Origin of the sequence: Acidaminococcus sp. AM05-11 (assembly GCF_003472805.1) — a bacterium.
In the GTDB taxonomy this organism is placed as follows: domain Bacteria; phylum Bacillota; class Negativicutes; order Acidaminococcales; family Acidaminococcaceae; genus Acidaminococcus; species Acidaminococcus hominis.
Genome location: NZ_QRMX01000007.1, coordinates 86,189 through 101,307 on the forward strand (window position 1 = coordinate 86,189; position 15,119 = coordinate 101,307).

The 15,119-nt window shown below is 55.5% G+C and carries 11 protein-coding genes, 3 tRNA genes and 1 other annotated feature; all 14 genes read right to left on the reverse strand.

The features are described from left to right. Nucleotides 1–19: 19 nt before the first annotated feature. Complete coding sequence (gene radA / locus DW089_RS05840; protein ID WP_105327328.1) at nucleotides 20–1,390, reverse strand: DNA repair protein RadA; 1,371 nt, start codon at nucleotides 1,388–1,390, stop codon at nucleotides 20–22. A gap of 2 nt (nucleotides 1,391–1,392) precedes the next feature. Next, nucleotides 1,393–1,827, reverse strand: coding sequence for a CtsR family transcriptional regulator (locus tag DW089_RS05845; protein ID WP_105327327.1), 435 nt, complete (start codon nucleotides 1,825–1,827; stop codon nucleotides 1,393–1,395). A 206-nt stretch (nucleotides 1,828–2,033) separates the two neighbouring features. Continuing rightward, on the reverse strand, nucleotides 2,034–2,993 hold the full coding sequence (locus tag DW089_RS05850; protein WP_105327326.1) for an epoxyqueuosine reductase: 960 nt from the start codon (nucleotides 2,991–2,993) through the stop codon (nucleotides 2,034–2,036). 12 nt (nucleotides 2,994–3,005) lie between these two features. Further along, on the reverse strand, nucleotides 3,006–3,584 hold the full coding sequence (locus DW089_RS05855) for a TetR/AcrR family transcriptional regulator (RefSeq protein WP_105327325.1): 579 nt from the start codon (nucleotides 3,582–3,584) through the stop codon (nucleotides 3,006–3,008). A 124-nt stretch (nucleotides 3,585–3,708) separates the two neighbouring features. Further along, nucleotides 3,709–3,861 carry a hypothetical protein gene (locus DW089_RS11335; RefSeq protein WP_158572327.1) on the reverse strand — a complete coding sequence of 51 codons (153 nt, stop codon included), beginning with the start codon at nucleotides 3,859–3,861 and terminating at the stop codon, nucleotides 3,709–3,711. 815 nt (nucleotides 3,862–4,676) lie between these two features. Next, nucleotides 4,677–4,886 (reverse strand): hypothetical protein, encoded by a 210-nt coding sequence (locus tag DW089_RS05865; protein ID WP_105327534.1) that lies wholly within the window; start codon nucleotides 4,884–4,886, stop codon nucleotides 4,677–4,679. After that, nucleotides 4,870–5,052: a polymorphic toxin type 50 domain-containing protein gene (locus DW089_RS11795; protein WP_118286927.1), complete on the reverse strand. Its 183-nt coding sequence runs from the start codon at nucleotides 5,050–5,052 to the stop codon at nucleotides 4,870–4,872. Before DW089_RS11795 ends, DW089_RS05865 begins: the two co-directional genes overlap by 17 nt. Before the next feature lie 603 nt (nucleotides 5,053–5,655). Beyond that, a tRNA-Trp gene (locus DW089_RS05875) sits at nucleotides 5,656–5,729 on the reverse strand. 1 nt (nucleotide 5,730) lies between these two features. Then, nucleotides 5,731–5,805: transfer RNA gene (locus tag DW089_RS05880), tRNA-Gly, on the reverse strand. A 2-nt stretch (nucleotides 5,806–5,807) separates the two neighbouring features. Then, nucleotides 5,808–5,884, reverse strand: a tRNA-Asp gene (locus DW089_RS05885). A gap of 136 nt (nucleotides 5,885–6,020) precedes the next feature. Then, entirely contained in the window at nucleotides 6,021–8,456 is a 2,436-nt protein-coding gene (pheT, locus tag DW089_RS05890) for a phenylalanine--tRNA ligase subunit beta (protein WP_118286928.1), read from the reverse strand. 18 nt (nucleotides 8,457–8,474) lie between these two features. Next, entirely contained in the window at nucleotides 8,475–9,497 is a 1,023-nt protein-coding gene (gene pheS, locus DW089_RS05895; RefSeq protein WP_105327279.1) for a phenylalanine--tRNA ligase subunit alpha, read from the reverse strand. A gap of 36 nt (nucleotides 9,498–9,533) precedes the next feature. After that, nucleotides 9,534–9,726: a binding site (T-box leader), on the reverse strand. A 77-nt stretch (nucleotides 9,727–9,803) separates the two neighbouring features. Next, nucleotides 9,804–12,179 carry an endonuclease MutS2 gene (locus tag DW089_RS05900; RefSeq protein ID WP_105327278.1) on the reverse strand — a complete coding sequence of 792 codons (2,376 nt, stop codon included), beginning with the start codon at nucleotides 12,177–12,179 and terminating at the stop codon, nucleotides 9,804–9,806. Then, on the reverse strand, nucleotides 12,179–14,644 hold the full coding sequence (locus DW089_RS05905) for a DUF3656 domain-containing protein (RefSeq protein ID WP_118286929.1): 2,466 nt from the start codon (nucleotides 14,642–14,644) through the stop codon (nucleotides 12,179–12,181). The genes DW089_RS05900 and DW089_RS05905 overlap by 1 nt, the downstream gene beginning before the upstream one ends. Between the last annotated feature and the right edge of the window lie 475 nt (nucleotides 14,645–15,119).

The window sequence follows — 15,119 nt, forward strand, 5'->3', positions numbered from 1 at the left end:
AAGAAAGCGGCCAAATTTCTCAGTCGCTATAGAAAGCTTGAATGGCTTCCTCTACGGAACCTGCTTCCACGATGCCGGCTGCCGGCAGCTTCTTCCCTTTGGGGAAGCTTCCCCGGGGCACAATGAACTTGCGGAAGCCCAGCTGGGCCGCTTCCCGGATTCTCCGGTCCACCATGCCCACCCGGCGCAGCTCCCCGGTCAGGCCCACTTCTCCAATGGCCAGTACCCCTGTGGGAATGGCCCGGTTCCGGTAGCTGGACACCAAAGCACCCAAAATGGCCAGGTCCGCCGCCGGCTCCTTGATTTTCATGCCTCCCAGGCAGCTGGCGTAGGCGTCCTGGTCGCCGAAATTCATGCCACAGCGCTTTTCCAGCACCGCCAGCAGCATATTCACCCGATTAAAGTCCACCCCTACCACCGTCCGGCGGGGCAGGCCAAAGGGCGTATGGCTGACCAGAGCCTGGATTTCTGCCAGGATGGGCCGATTGCCCTCCATAACGGCGGTAATCACCGAGCCCGGCACCGGCTGCTCCTTGGTTTCCAGAAACAGCCCGGAAGGATTGGACACTTCCTGGAGCCCATCCTCCTCCATGGAGAAGATACCGCACTCGCTGGTGGAGCCAAAACGGTTCTTCAGGGCCCGGAGCACCCGGTAGGTATAGGAACGGTCCCCTTCAAACTGGAGCACCACGTCCACCATGTGTTCCAGCAGCCGGGGACCGGCGATGTTGCCTTCCTTGGTTACGTGACCGATGATCACCACTGCAATGCCCGTTTCCTTGGCAAAGGTCAGCAGCTTGGCGGTGCACTCCCGCACCTGCCCCACACTGCCCGCAGCCGTTTCCAGCTCCTGGTTGTACATGGTCTGGATGGAGTCGATGACCAATAGTTCCGGCTGGCTCTGCCGGGCCTGGACCAGAATGGTGCCCAGCTCGGTGGCCGTCATGATTTGCAGACTGTCCGTGGCCTTGCCCAGCCGTTCGGCCCGCATGGCCGTTTGGGCTTCGGACTCCTCCCCGGACACATACAGGACCTTCTTGTGCCGGGCCGCCGCCTTCATGGACACGTCCAGCACAATGGTGGATTTGCCGATGCCCGGAGCGCCCCCCAGAAGAATCAGGGAGCCGGGAACAATGCCGCCCCCCAACACCCGGTCAAATTCCTGGATGCCGGTGGTCAGCCGTTCCACGTGGACCTTGGCCACCTGGCTGATGGTTTTGGGCACGGGCCGTTCCGCGGTCTGGAGGTAGGAGGGCCGCTGCTTGGTAGGCGCGCTGTCCACCTCCTCCACCAGGGAATCCCAGGTGCCGCATTCCGGACACTTGCCCAGCCATTTTACCGAAGAATAGCCGCAGTTTTGGCACACATAGCGGGTTTGGGTTTTAGCCACAGTTATTCGTCCTCCCGACTCAGTAGTTTGTAGGCCGTCTTCACCATATGCTGCTTATCCTTTTCGGACATATGGTCACCCAATACGGCCAAAAAGTATTCCAGCAGGCTGGCTTCCCGGTTGGTAATGAATTTGTGGGCCGCCAGGGCGTTGACCATCTGCCGGGCCGTCTGGGTTTCTGCCGGCGGCAGCAGCGCCTGGGTTGGCTCCTGCTGGGGCAGCCGGATAATCCGGATAAAACCGCCATTTCCCCGTTTGGATTCAACTTCGAACCCCCGCTCTGGGGTAAAGCGGGTGGTCAGTGTATAGGTAATCTGCGACGGGGCACAGGAAAGTTTCTCGGCCAGCTGGCTTCTTTTGACGTTTACGGCGTCTTGTTCATTGGCGAAAAGTTCGCTGATAATGAATTGTTCGATAACATCTGCTATATTCCGCATAGCAGGACCTCCTTTGTACTCTATTATATTTGACTTTTTGACATTTTGCAAATGTTTCGGCCAAAAAGTTACCCTTTTGCACAAATTTGCGTGAATTGTTTCCACAGCTTTGGTGAGAGTAAAGAAGCTGTGCCCCGGAATCGGCCCACGAAAAAACACCACCCAAAGGACAGCAGCCCCTCAGGTGGTGTTTCTTATAAAGTATTCTAGGCTCTTGCCTCGTTTTCCAGGCAGCGGGCGGCACAGGTGCGCAGAGTTCCTGTTTCCTCCGGCCGGATATGGTCTGCCATCAGGGGCACCACTTGTTCCACCAGAGCCTCAGGCGACGCCTGGAGCAGGTTTTCCGGCAGCAGCAGCTCTTTTGCCGCCTCCACCTCCGGCACCGGTTCCCCCTGCTGCCAATCCTGCCGGCAGTTGTAGGGACAGGCGTCCTGACAGGCATCACAGCCGCAAATCCAGGAGCCAAACTGCTCCGCCGTCAAATGGGGCGGCACCTGGCCCCCGCCAAAGGTGGTCCAAAAGGACACACAGGACAGGGGATTCATGGTGTAGGGCCCGCACAGGGCGTGGGTTTTGCAGGCGTTCTGGCAGGCCTTGCAGGTATCGGCGCAGGGCCTGAGATTGTGGCTTTCCCGGTACTCGCAGGAAACGTCAAGCAGGTACCCTTCCAGTTCATAATAGGAGCCCTTTTCCCCGTAGAAAAAATTGTTCTTGCGAAAAATCCCCAGCCCCGCTGCCACCGCCGCATACCGCAAGGGCAGGATCCGAGCCGGCAGGTGGGTTTCCCCACCCAAAAACCGCACTCCCTGCTCCGTCAGCCAGGCTTCAAAAGCCAGCTTCTGCTGGCGCTGGGGGCTGTCCGGCAGGGAATCCGCCGAAAGCAGAAAGGACTTGGCGTATTTGCCCTGGAGCTCCTTGGGAAAACGGTACTTGCCCAGCCAGTTGGTGCAGACCAGCACGCTTTTGGCCCAGGGATAATCCTCCTGCAACCGGGTAAACCCGCTAAGTCCCTGATACACCGCCTTGCTCTCCGGAATCTTGGCTTCCCGTTCCCGCAGCCTCTCGCCGTAGCCCTCTAGTGCAGAAAGGGGAATCACCCCGCAGTTGTCATAGCCATATTCCAGAGCCGCTGCATGAATGGCAGCTCCCGTTATGTTCTTTTCCATTGTTCCACCCTTCTAGCAATACTGCTTTCTATATTCCCGGTACACAGCCAGCAGCTGCTGTTCCATTTCCACCAGACGCTCCGGGTCCCTGCTCAGCCGAAACAGCAGCAGTTCCCCTTCGTAAAGGGCAAAGAGCCGGGCGGCCAAAGGCCCTGCCTGCTCCTGGGTCAGCCCCGATTGCAGGAGAACCTGTTGAAAAAGCCTTTGCAGCTCCTCCATCGCGGCCATATAGGTCTTTCCCAGTTCCGGATGGGAAAAGGCCACCTCCATGCCCACCACCGCAATAGGACAGCCATAATGCCTGCCGGCAGCCGCCCCCTCCTGCATGGGCTTCATAAACCGGGGAACAAAAGTCTCCCAAGCCGCAGCCTTTGCAAAGCCCTGGAGCCACTCAAAAACCACCCGGTGGTAATAGCCCACCACCGCTGCCGCCAGTTCCTCTTTGGATTTGAAATAAAAATAAAAGGACCCCTTGGTCAGCCCCGAGGCCTTCAAAATATCGCTTAAACCCGTTGCCTCATAACCATTGCGCCAAAACAAATCCCCAGCGCAGACAATGAGATGCTCCTTGCTTGCTTCCCCTTTTTTCATAGTATCCCTCCTCGCTTGTTATAAAATAAACCAATCGGTCTATTTTGTCAAGAAAGAAATTCCCATAAAAAAGCAGGAGCCAAAACGCAGCCTGACTGCTGCCCTGACTCCTGCCCTAAACCCGTTATTTCGTTTTCCGTACCAGCTCCAGCAGCCGGCCGAGAATATAAAACCCGCACAGGAACCATACCCCGTACCGCAGATATTGCTCCACCTCAGCGTAGTACACCCCCACCGCCAGAACCACCATACACAGATCCGTGAACTTCAGCTTCACTTGCAATTCACCTCCCGAGCAGCATAAACCCCAGCCCCGTCGTCAATTACAGTCTAGACCGTTAAGGAGAATTTCTCAAGAGGGAGTTGCAGGAAGCAAAAAGATGGAAAATACATACGCTTATTTTGTTTTAGAGGCATCTTTGCTAAAAGGGTTCGACTCGTGTAATGCACATCGAAATTCATCGCAATACCCCAGGCCTTCACCAAAATTGTCCTCCTTGCCCTTTTTGCAAAAAACAGGAACTCCGTTTTCATCGTGCTCACAAAACCAGCAAAAATCGCATACTGGGTCACATATAGGATCATCACAAATATATGCCAAATCAATTTCTCCTCATAAGCACTTAGCCTAGTGAGGTTCTATCATTTTTACCCATTATACTCTGCTGACCATATCTTGCCAAACTTATCTACCGCATAATGAACTTTGACATGTTGTTACCTATAAAGGGGGCGATTGCAAATACATGGCAAGCAGTGGTCCATTGGGATTTCTGCCTCACGGCTAAATTATTACAAATAAATAGTATTACAATGAAAATACAGTGGAAAATTATCAATTGCTCACCAAAGAAAACAATGTTATAAAACAAACAATGAATGCTTAACGGCATTCCCTTCTTTCGACTTGTTTTTTTGCCATAGCGGTCAACTTTTCTAGCAGTAAATCAGCGGCCCATTTTGGTTGTACTATTTCAGTCTGCGCATCAATACATACAATAGTTCGCTCCTGTCCCCTATTAACATTACTGTTAGCGCCTCTTTCATACGTCCAATCAGGCATAAGAAAAGCCTGTTGCCGAAGCAGGGGACCTAATTAATTTTCTCTATTGATTTGATATCCTCTATATAGAACCTATAGCACCTATCCTTTACTCCGGGAAATTCCAAAATAATAGATTCATCTTCCTCGTCTTCAATTTCACCAGCTGGATAATAATCAGCTACATACCCCTTCCAAATTTTTCCATTTACATCAGTTAGTTCTACATTTTGATTTAAATAATCATATAGTTTTTTCATTCTCGTTCACCCACCTTGGCAAGATAGGAGTTCCTTTCTTTGGATAATGGATTGTAAAGCCCGTAGTATCTGATTCTTTCTCTGTTCTTCTGTCACGCAACCGGCCAACTACCTTATTTCCTATAATTCTTTCAGAATAATTCCATTTTCCACTTTTATTATACATTATTTCCCCGGTTCATTGGTACTTATTAACCAATTCTGTATATGTCAACATTTTCTCAGTAGATCTGCATCAACTGTGCTAGTTCAGCCTGCGCAGGAAATTCCTCGCTAAGGACCAGCCAGCACTACCTAAAAAAACAGGTAGCTTTTTTCGTTCCTAATGCTATAATGAAAATGAAGAAGGGGAAGGGCAGTGCCCTGTCCCTTGCTCTGTGTTAGCCTTTCAGATAAGCGATTATCGTAATTAATCCGGTCAAGATTGTAATTACATTCGCCGCTATCTGAAGGGCTTTTTCTATTTTTCCATTTGCTGGCAGTGCGGACTCAGTCTGCCAACAGTCCCGGGTGAGCCCCATCCTAGACCCGCTCTGCGGCCAGAGCGGGTCTTTTCCTTCCCCTTAACAGTGCGCGCCAAGCAGCACACTGTTAAGGAGAAGGCAATTGCGGCGCCAGCGCCGCAAAAAGCATGGCACCTTGTGCAGCTCCTTAATCCCCCCATTCCCCACACGCAAAAAACAACCCCATCTGCAAGCAGATGGGGTTTCGCTTTTTTCTAAAGCACTATATCTTTGATTTGGCCAGCTGCCAAATCGTTCAATTCTAATGGCAGGAGTACTAGGATTCGAACCCAGATCGACGGTTTTGGAGACCGTAGCTCTACCATTGAACTATACTCCTGTGGAGCGGAAAACGAGATTCGAACTCGCGACCCCCACCTTGGCAAGGTGGTGCTCTACCACTGAGCTACTTCCGCATTGGCGACCCAGGACGGACTCGAACCGACGATCTCCGCCGTGACAGGGCGGCATTCTAACCAACTGAACTACTGGGCCATTTGTTTTTTGTCAGTTCCCTGACAGGTGTATATATTATCATAGTTGGGCAGGTTTGGCAAGAGAAAAATTAAATTTTTTTTAGTTTTTTTCTTGCCTTTTTTCTGCCACTTTTTCAATTGAGTTTTGCTGTACCCTAGTCTCTCAAAATGCCCTGGAAGGTGGTTTGGACATGGTCCACTACCTTCTTGATGATAGGATCGATTTCCTGGTCCTGGAGGGTCTTATTCAGGTCCTGGAAGGTCAGGCTAAAGGCTACGGACTTGCACCCTTCCTTCACCTGTTTACCGGTGTACACGTCAAACAGTTTGACGCTGGTGAGCAGCGGCCCTGCCTGGCTGCGGATTTCTTCCTGAAGGTCGGCAGCGGATACTTCCTGGGGCACCACTACGGCAATATCCCGGGAGGTGTTGGGGAACTGGGGAATATGGGTGAACTGGGGCACCCGTTTGGCGGCTTCGGTCAGGCAGTTGACGTCGCATTCCAGTACGTAGGTTTCGCTGCTGAGGCCAAAGCGTTCCTGGACCTGGGGATGGACAGCACCCAAAAAGCCGATGACGTTGTCGTTATAGACAATGTAGGCACTCTTGCCAGGATGCAGGAAGGGTTCATCGGCAGCCCGGTAGGTCAGGCCGGTGACCTGGAGTTTTTCCATCAGGCCTTCAAAAACGCCCTTCAGATCAAAGAAGTCGAAGCTGTCCTTGCTTTCCGTCCAGTTCAGTTCGTTCCGGCGGCCGCTCAGGGCAATGCACAGGCGGGTCTTTTCTTCCGGTTGCTCCGTAATGGGCAGGCCCTTGGGGATAAATACCCGGCCCACTTCAAACAGGGCAATCCGGTCGTTCTGCCGGGCCTGGTTGTAGGCAGCGGTGTTCAGCAGGCTGGGCACCATGGTAGTGCGCATGGTCTTAAAGTCATCGCTGATGGGGTTCATAATCTGCACTGCCTGGCGCCGGGCGTCGTCTGCCTGAAGGCCCAGCTTGTCAAAGCAGTTTGCGTTGATAAAGGTGTAGCTCATGATTTCGTTCAAGCCGCAGTCGGTGAGGTAATCCCGCATGGTGTCCTTCACGTCTTCTACAGGAGCCTGGCCGCCGCCTGCCATATCCAGCTGGGGCAGCGTGGAGGGCAGCCGGTCGTAGCCGTACATCCGGGCCACTTCTTCGCTCAGGTCCGCATCACAGGTGCAGTCCTTACGCCAGGTGGGCACGATTACCCGCCAGGAGCCGTCAGCTTCCTTGTTGACGGTAAAGTTCAGGTTGGTGAGGATTTCTTCCATTTCGGCATCGGAAATGTCCATGCCAATGCGTCCCCGGAGGGCAGCGGGCACAGCCTTGATTTCCACCGGTTTTACTTCCACCGGGTAGGCTTCCACAATGCCGGCCACGGACTGGCAGGCACCCATTTCTTCCAACAGGTGCACCGCCCGGTTCAGGGCATCGTGGTCGGTAATGGTATCCACGCCCCGTTCAAACCGCTGGGAGGCTTCACTGCGCAGGCCCAGGGCTTTGGAGGTGCGGCGGATGGTGGGACCATGGAAGGTGGCGGATTCCAGCATGACGTTCACGGTCTTGTCCGTCACTTCCGTAGCCAGACCGCCCATTACGCCGCCCAGGCCAATGGCCTTTTCCGGGTCAGCGATAACAATCATATCCGGGGTCAGGTCCCGTTTCTGGCTGTCCAAGGTCACCAGGGTTTCCCCTTCCTTGGCCCGGCGGACAATCCAGGTATGGTCCTTCACCTGGTCGTAGTCATAGGCATGCATGGGCTGGCCCAGTTCCATCATCACGTAGTTGGTCACGTCCACCACATTGCTGATGGGACGGATGCCCACAGCCCGCAGCACCTTCTGCATCCATTCCGGAGATTCGGTAACCTTGATGTTCTTTACCATACGCAGGGCAAACCGGGAGCACAGGTCCGGGCATTCGATGGAAACCTTGCCCAGGTCTGCCACGTTGCCGCCGGCAGCGTCCAAGGTGGACAGTTCGGGCAGCCGCACGGGTACCTTGGTGAGTGCCCCAATTTCCCGGGCCAGGCCCAGCATATTGAAGCAGTCGCCCCGGTTGGCGGTCAGGTCAATATCCAGCACCACGTCGTTAAGGCCCAGCAGGTCCTTGACGTCCACGCCGATGGGAGTGGTATCCGGCAGAATGAAAATGCCTTCCCGCTGTTCAGGCAGCAGGAGTTTGGCATCAATGCCCAGTTCCTCGGCGCTGCACAGCATGCCGTTAGAATCCAAGCCGCGCATTTTGGCTTTCTTGAGTGTCATGCCTTTGGGCAGCGTGGAGCCTACCACCGCCACCGGCACCAGGTTCCCCTGCTTCACGTTCTGGGCACCAGTGAGAATCTGTACCAGTTCTCCCTGGCCCAGATCCATCTGGCACACCCACAAATGGTCGGAGTTGGGGTGGCGCTCGATTTGGGCCACCTTACCGGTAATAACGCCTTCCAGGCCCTTGCCCAGGTGAATGACCTGCTCCACTTCCAGGCCGGCCCGGGTCAGTTTCTCCGCCAGGTCTTCAGGAGAGAGGGTAATATCTACATATTGTTTTAACCAATTGATCGATGCTAACATATTCGCTTTGCCTCCTATTTAAAACTGGCGGATGAACCGCAGGTCATTTTCAAAGAACAGACGCAGGTCATCGATGCCGTAGCGCAGCATGGCAATCCGTTCTACGCCCATACCAAAGGCAAAGCCGCTGACCTTGTCCGGGTCATAGCCGCTCATGCGCAGCACGTTGGGATGCACCATGCCGGCGCCCAGAATTTCCAGCCAGCCGGAGTTCTTGCAGACCCGGCAGCCGGAGCCGCCGCAGATCACGCAGCTGATATCCACTTCGCAGGAAGGTTCCGTAAAGGGGAAGAAGCTGGGGCGCAGGCGGATTTTTACCGAAGAGCCGAACATTTCCTTGCAGAACAGTTCCAGGGTGCCCTTCAGGTCAGCCAGGCTGATGTTCTTGTCCACCACCAGGCCTTCCACCTGATGGAACATGGGAGAATGGGTGGCGTCGTAGTCGTTCCGGTATACCGTGCCGGGGCAGATCATGCGGATGGGGGTGTTCCCCGGTCTTTGCTGCATGGTCCGGGCCTGGACGCCGGAGGTCTGGGTACGCATCAGAATATCTTCGGTGATGTAGAAGGTGTCCTGCATATCCCGGGCCGGATGGTCCTTGGGCAGGTTCAGGGCTTCAAAGTTGAAATAGTCGGTTTCCACTTCCGGGCCTTCTTCCACCTCAAACCCCATATGCATAAAGACTTTCTTGATTTCCCGCAGGGTTTGGGTTACCGGATGCAGGTGCCCCAAAGCCGGCTGACGGCCGGGCAGGGTAATATCCAAGGTTTCGGCAGCCAGTTTTTCTTCCATTTGACGGGCTTCCAGCACCTTCATTTGTTCGTTGATCCGTTCCTCCATCTTGGCCCGGACTTCGTTGACCATTTTGCCGATTTTCGGCCGTTCTTCCGCAGCCACGTCCCCCAGGGTACGAAGAATGGAGGTCAAGGCCCCCTTCTTGCCCAGGTATTGCACACGGATATTTTTCAGGTCTTCTACGCTCTTTACTTCACTCAGATCCTTTTGGATCTTTTCCCGCAATTCCTGCAGCTTGTCACTCATAGCAACGCCTCCTAAAAAAATAAACCTCCACCCCTGGTTAGGGGCGAAGGTTCGCGGTACCACCCTATTTTGTACTCTTTAGCCGGTAACGGGGCCAGCGCCGGGCCTACTCCGTTCAGCCCGAATGCTCCCAAGTGAACTTCACCTGCCGGTCCGGGTGCGGCTTTCACCTGTTCCGCACTCTCTGTGCCTTTCCACTGCAAGCTACTCTCTTGTTCATCGCACAAGTATGAAATTCGTTCATGCCCTATATTATAACATGACGGGGCAGGAACCGCAATATTTCTTTGGTTTCTGTACAGCTCCCTATTTCACGTACACAATGGTGGCACCGAAGCCGCCTTCGCTTTGGGGAGCGATTTCCGTTTTCTTCACGTTGGGATGCTGGTTCAGGTACTCAGTAAGCCCCTTGCGCAGCATGCCCGTGCCCTTGCCATGGACCAGCCGGAACCGTTCCATGCCGGCCAGAAGCGCATCGTCGATGGCCTTATCCACATAGGGAATGGCCTCGTCCACGGTTTTGCCCCGGACATCAATCTGGACCGTGGCGTCCTGGGCCTTCTTCACAAACAGGTTATGGCTCTGGCTGGTGGTCCGGCGCAGGGTCTTATGGGTGGAGGTTTTGGCCGGCTGGTTTTCTTCCTTCAGCAGCAGGCAGTCCTTCATCCGGGCGTTCATTTTCATAATGCCAATGCGGACGGTGACCTCATTGCCGTTAATGGCAGCGATGACCCCGCTTTGGCCCAGCTTCTTCACGTACACGTGCTTGCCCACGGCGGCGTTTCCGCTGGTGAGCCCCTGACCTTCCGGCACCGGTTTGCCGTCAATGGAGAAGTTCTTGTTCAGGATTTTCCGGGACAGTTCCGCCAGTTCTTCCACCTTGGTGGTTTCCACGATATTCTGGTTGGCCCGGAGTTCCTTCAGAATGGCCGTGCTTTCCTTCCGGGCGTTCCGGTACAGTTCGTCGGCCTGTTCCCGGGCCTTGCGCAGGATGGCGTTCTTGCTCTTATCCAGCTCGTTTTTCTGGTGGACCAGCTCGTTGCGCAGGTATTCCGTTTCCCGGCGGAGGGTTTCGATTTCTTCCTTCCGGCTTTCGTATTCCCGGCGTTCCCCTTCCAGGTTCTGGAGCACCCGTTCCATATTGCTGTGCCCTTCCCCGATGAAGGTTTTGGCCCGGTCCAGGATTTCCTGGGGCAGGCCAAGCCGCTGGCTGATGTAGAAGGCGTTGCTGCTGCCCGGCACGCCCATCAGCAGCTTGTAGGTAGGCCGCAGGGTTTCCGGGTCAAATTCCACGCTGGCATTTTCCATGCCCTCGTGTTCGTAGGCAAAGGTCTTCAGTTCGCTGTAGTGGGTGGTCATAATGGTGAGCACGTGCTTGTCGTACAGGTACTGGATCATGCTCATGGCAAGGGCCGCACCTTCGGTGGGGTCGGTCCCCACGCACACTTCGTCCACCAGCACCAGGTCCCCTTCCCGGACCTCGTCCAGGATACTGATCATGTTCTTCATATGGCCGGAGAAGGTGGACAGGCTCTGCTCGATGCTCTGCTCGTCGCCAATGTCCGCATAGACCCCGCCAAAGACCGGCAGCACCGCTTCCTGAGCAGGTACAAAGAGCCCCGCTTGGGCCATCAGAGCAAAAAGCCCCACGGTTTTAAGGGCTACCGTCTTACCGCCGGTATTGGGGCCGGTAATGAGAAGCGTGGTAAAGCCGTCCCCCAGAGTAATGTCCAGGGGCACCACCTTTTGGGGATCCAAAAGGGGATGGCAGCCCTTGGTAATGCGCACCCGCTGGGCCGTACCCATCATAGGCCGGCAGCAGTGGAGGTGCTGGGCCATATTGGCCTTGGCGGAAATCAGGTCCACCTTGGCAGCTACGTCCAGGGAGCTCAGAATATTGTCCGCCTCAGCCCCCACGTGGCTGGTCAGGTTCCGCAGAATCCGTTCCACTTCCGCCTGCTCCTCCAGGTGGTACTTCTTGATGTCGTTGTTCAGGTTCACCACCGCCATAGGCTCGATGAACAGGGTGGCCCCGGTGGAAGACTGGTCGTGGACCACCCCGGGGAAGTTCAGCCGGTATTCCTGCTTGATGGGAATAACGTACCGTTCCTCTCTCATGGTAACCAGGGCGTCCTGGAAGTACTTCTGGTTGTTGGGGTCGTGGAGGATGGCATTTAACTTATCCTTCACCCGGTTTTTGGCCACCAGAATGCCGGTGCGCAGGCCGGCCAGCTTCACGGAGGCGTTGTCCTTGATATCCCCTTTTTCGTCCAAAGCGGAGTTTAACTGCTTCATCAGCCGGGAGAAATCCCCCAGCTCCGGGCCGTAGGTCCGAAGGGCTGCGTAGTCGTCCTCCAGTTCCACCAGAAACTTTTTCAGGTGCTGGAGCCCTTCAATGGTATCGTTAATGGCCTTGAATTCTTCCGGCTCCAGGATGCTCCCCACCCGGGTGCGCTTTACCATGGCGGTAATATCGCTCATGCCGCCTAGGGGCAGGCGCTGGCCTTCCTCCAAAAGCCGCAGGGCTTCGGCGGTTTCTTCCTGGGCCAGTTTCACTTTTTCAAAGCTGGAGGAGCTTTGGAGCTCCAGGGCCAGTTTCCGTCCCAGGGACGTACCGGCCTCCTTTGCCAGCATTTCTTTGACTTTATCAAATTCCAGTGTATTTACGGCAAATCTGGCCATTATAAGACTCCTCTAAAATAATGTCCCCGGGTGGTATGGGGCGGATTCTCCTCCACCCGGCTTTCCCCGTCCAGAAGCCCCCGGTAGGTAGCTACCGTCACTCCTACTTCTTCCGGGGTGTAGCTCCGGAGGTCCAGGCGCAGTTGGGCAATGCCCAGTTTTTCCATATCCTTTACATGGGCCTGCATGGACAGGAAATGGCCGTTCAGCACGTGCATCCGGCCGTATTGGTCCTGCTTCAGGGGGAAGTGTTCCTTCTTCCGGTCTTCCAGGTAGGTGGGCTGCTTGCACTGATAGCTGCAGCTGCCCTTGTCCAGGTGCCCCAGGAAACTGCCGGTGACGCAGTATTCGGACACCATCATTTCCAGGGCCCCTTCCGCCAGGCAGGCCACCGGCAGCGGGGATTTCCGCACCAGGCCCCCCACCTGGGCAAGGGTCAGTTCCGGTGACAGGGTGACGCCGGCAAAGCCCTGTTCCAGCCAGAACAAGATGCTCTGGCTGTTAAAGATATTCAGGCCGTAATCGGCCCACAGGGGAACGCCGGTTTCCCGGGCCATTTCCACCAGACCATTATTGGCCAGGAGGAACCCGTCCGCGCCCCACTCTTTCCATTCCTTAAACGCATGGGCAAAGTAGCCCAGCTGGCCTTCGCTGACAATCCGGGAGGTGGCGGCCACCCACTGCTTGCCCCTGGTTTTGGCCCAGCCGGCCACGGTCTGGTAGTCCTGGGCCCGGAGCAGGGGCAGGCTGTAGCTGTCCCCGCCCAGAATCAGCACATCGGCGCCGGCATCCAGGGCAATCTTGGCCTTTTCCAGGGTATCCACATGGACCGCCAGTTCGCTGTGCTTGCGCAGGGTATGGTTTTCCCGCTCCTTCAGCCAGGCGTTCTGCCAGGTGACCTTCTTCCGGCTGGGCAGGAAGGCCTCCAGCCGGTTGTGGGTCAGCTGCTCTGCCGCCAGGCGCCGGGCTTCGTTGATTTCACTCATGGGCACCATGACCCCGTCATCCACTTCCAGAATCAGCTCGCCCAGGGAGAACTCGGTGGTTCCCAACCGGTCAATCTGTTTCCGGACTGCGGCTTCGTCCAGGGCGTGTTTCCGGGCCTTTTCCACAATAAATTCCGTTTGGCCATAGCCCTGGTTGCCGTCCTCATCGGTCATGGTCACGATCATGGGCTGGCCCAAATGGGCGGTGACCAGTACGCTTACCGGCAGCCGGTGCTTGTGGTCAGGGCCAAAGAACTGGGCAGCGTACTGCATCAGTTCGTTATCATAGGTCCGAAACACCCGGTCGTTTAACCGGATGCCCCGGGGTACGGCGATGGTCACCTGGCTGCCGGCCCGGGCCGCCGCCGTTTCCTTGCCTCCGCATTTCATTTTTTCCACCGTGGTCCCTACCCGGCCCCCTACGCTGACCCAGAACTCCAGGCCGTCGCCCAGGTGCAGGTCCTTGTCCAGCTTGATGGTTCCCGTAGCAAAGTCCTTGGACAGGGAAGCCACCCGGCCAATAAGCACGCCCCGGTTGTTGGGCCGGCGGTCGCTGATCATGGTGCGGCCCGGCTTCTTTTCCAGGTAGGCCGTGGTAAAGTCCCGGTTGAAAATCTGTTCGATGTTCTTCCGATCTTCCTCGGGCACGTGGTAGTTGCCGGCAAAGTAGCTGTCAATGGCCCGGCGGTAAATATCCGTAACCACTGCCACGTATTCCGGCCGCTTCATCCGGCCTTCAATCTTAAAGGAGCGCACCCCTGCCTCAATGAGCTGGGGCAGCACGTCCAGGGTATTCAGGTCCTTGGGACTCAAAAGGTAATGGCCTGCATCTACGTGGCTCAGCAGGTCCTCCCCCTGTTTGTCCACCAGGGTATAGGGCAGCCGGCAGGGCTGGGCACACCGGCCCCGGTTGCCGCTGCGGCCCCCGATCAGGCTGCTCATCAGGCACTGGCCGGAGTAGCAGATGCACAGGGCGCCGTGCATAAAGGTCTCAATCTCTCCCGGGGTCTTTTCGCAGATGGTCTTCAGGTCCTTCAGGGTGGTTTCCCGGGCAGGCACCGCCCGGACCATGCCAGTGTGGCAGGTGAAAATAGCACCGGCCGAATTGGTAACGGTCATCTGGGTGCTGGCGTGAAGGAGCAGCTCCGGCACCACTTTCCGGGCCAGCCGGATAACGCCCATATCCTGGACGATGATGCCGTCGGTACCGATATTGCTCAAAAAGGTCAGGTAATCCCCCAGGGCGGGCATTTCCTCGTCGTCCACCAGGGTATTTACCGTAACAAAAATCCGCACCCCGTGCAGATGGGCAAACTCCATGGCCCGCTTCAGTTCGTCGGGACCGAAGTTGTCGGCGTAGGCCCGGGCACCAAAGCTGCTGCCTCCCAGGTAGACGGCGTTGGCGCCAGCGTTAACGGCAGCTTCCAAGGCTTCCCAGGTGCCAGCCGGGGCCAGTAATTCTATATCATTTCTTTCCATGAATATTCTCCTATATGACAGGTTTCCTCAAATTAGACTCTGACTTATTATTTTACCATAATTGGTCAGGGAGTTCCACGGCAACCTGTGAGGGGTAAAAAATGGATATTGCAATCATCTACGTACTATGATGCTTTCTCAATACCCGTTCTACACATGGCCAGTATGGCCTAAGACTGGCCCCTGAGCGGTTTGCTGCTAGCTGCGCAGCTGCGTCCTAAGGACTTGCTTTGCAGGCAGCTATCGCATGGGCCTTATTGACCAAACAGCCACTTGCAGAATTTGTCGGGCTGTTTGGATGCGGCCGCAAAACGTTGTAGGGGCTGGCAGTCCGTAGGACTGACTGAGGAAGTTTGTTAAAATGTAGCCATAAATATGGGGTTTAAACCTCATCCGTCGCCTCCCGGCGACACCTTCTCCACGCTGGTATGCTATGAATAAAGTAGACTGGCATATAGTTAAACATCCTGGATTC

Bases quoted from the DNA above. Each gene is read 5' to 3' on its own strand.
- DW089_RS05850 (WP_105327326.1), bottom strand. From the start codon at position 2,993: ATGGAAAAGAACATAACGGGAGCTGCCATTCATGCAGCGGCTCTGGAA.
- pheS (WP_105327279.1), bottom strand. From the start codon at position 9,497: ATGAGTGACAAGCTGCAGGAATTGCGGGAAAAGATCCAAAAGGATCTG.
- pheT (WP_118286928.1), bottom strand. From the start codon at position 8,456: ATGTTAGCATCGATCAATTGGTTAAAACAATATGTAGATATTACCCTC.
- DW089_RS05900 (WP_105327278.1), bottom strand. From the start codon at position 12,179: ATGGCCAGATTTGCCGTAAATACACTGGAATTTGATAAAGTCAAAGAA.
- DW089_RS05865 (WP_105327534.1), bottom strand. From the start codon at position 4,886: ATGAAAAAACTATATGATTATTTAAATCAAAATGTAGAACTAACTGAT.
- DW089_RS11795 (WP_118286927.1), bottom strand. From the start codon at position 5,052: ATGTATAATAAAAGTGGAAAATGGAATTATTCTGAAAGAATTATAGGA.
- DW089_RS05845 (WP_105327327.1), bottom strand. From the start codon at position 1,827: ATGCGGAATATAGCAGATGTTATCGAACAATTCATTATCAGCGAACTT.
- DW089_RS05855 (WP_105327325.1), bottom strand. From the start codon at position 3,584: ATGAAAAAAGGGGAAGCAAGCAAGGAGCATCTCATTGTCTGCGCTGGG.
- DW089_RS05905 (WP_118286929.1), bottom strand. From the start codon at position 14,644: ATGGAAAGAAATGATATAGAATTACTGGCCCCGGCTGGCACCTGGGAA.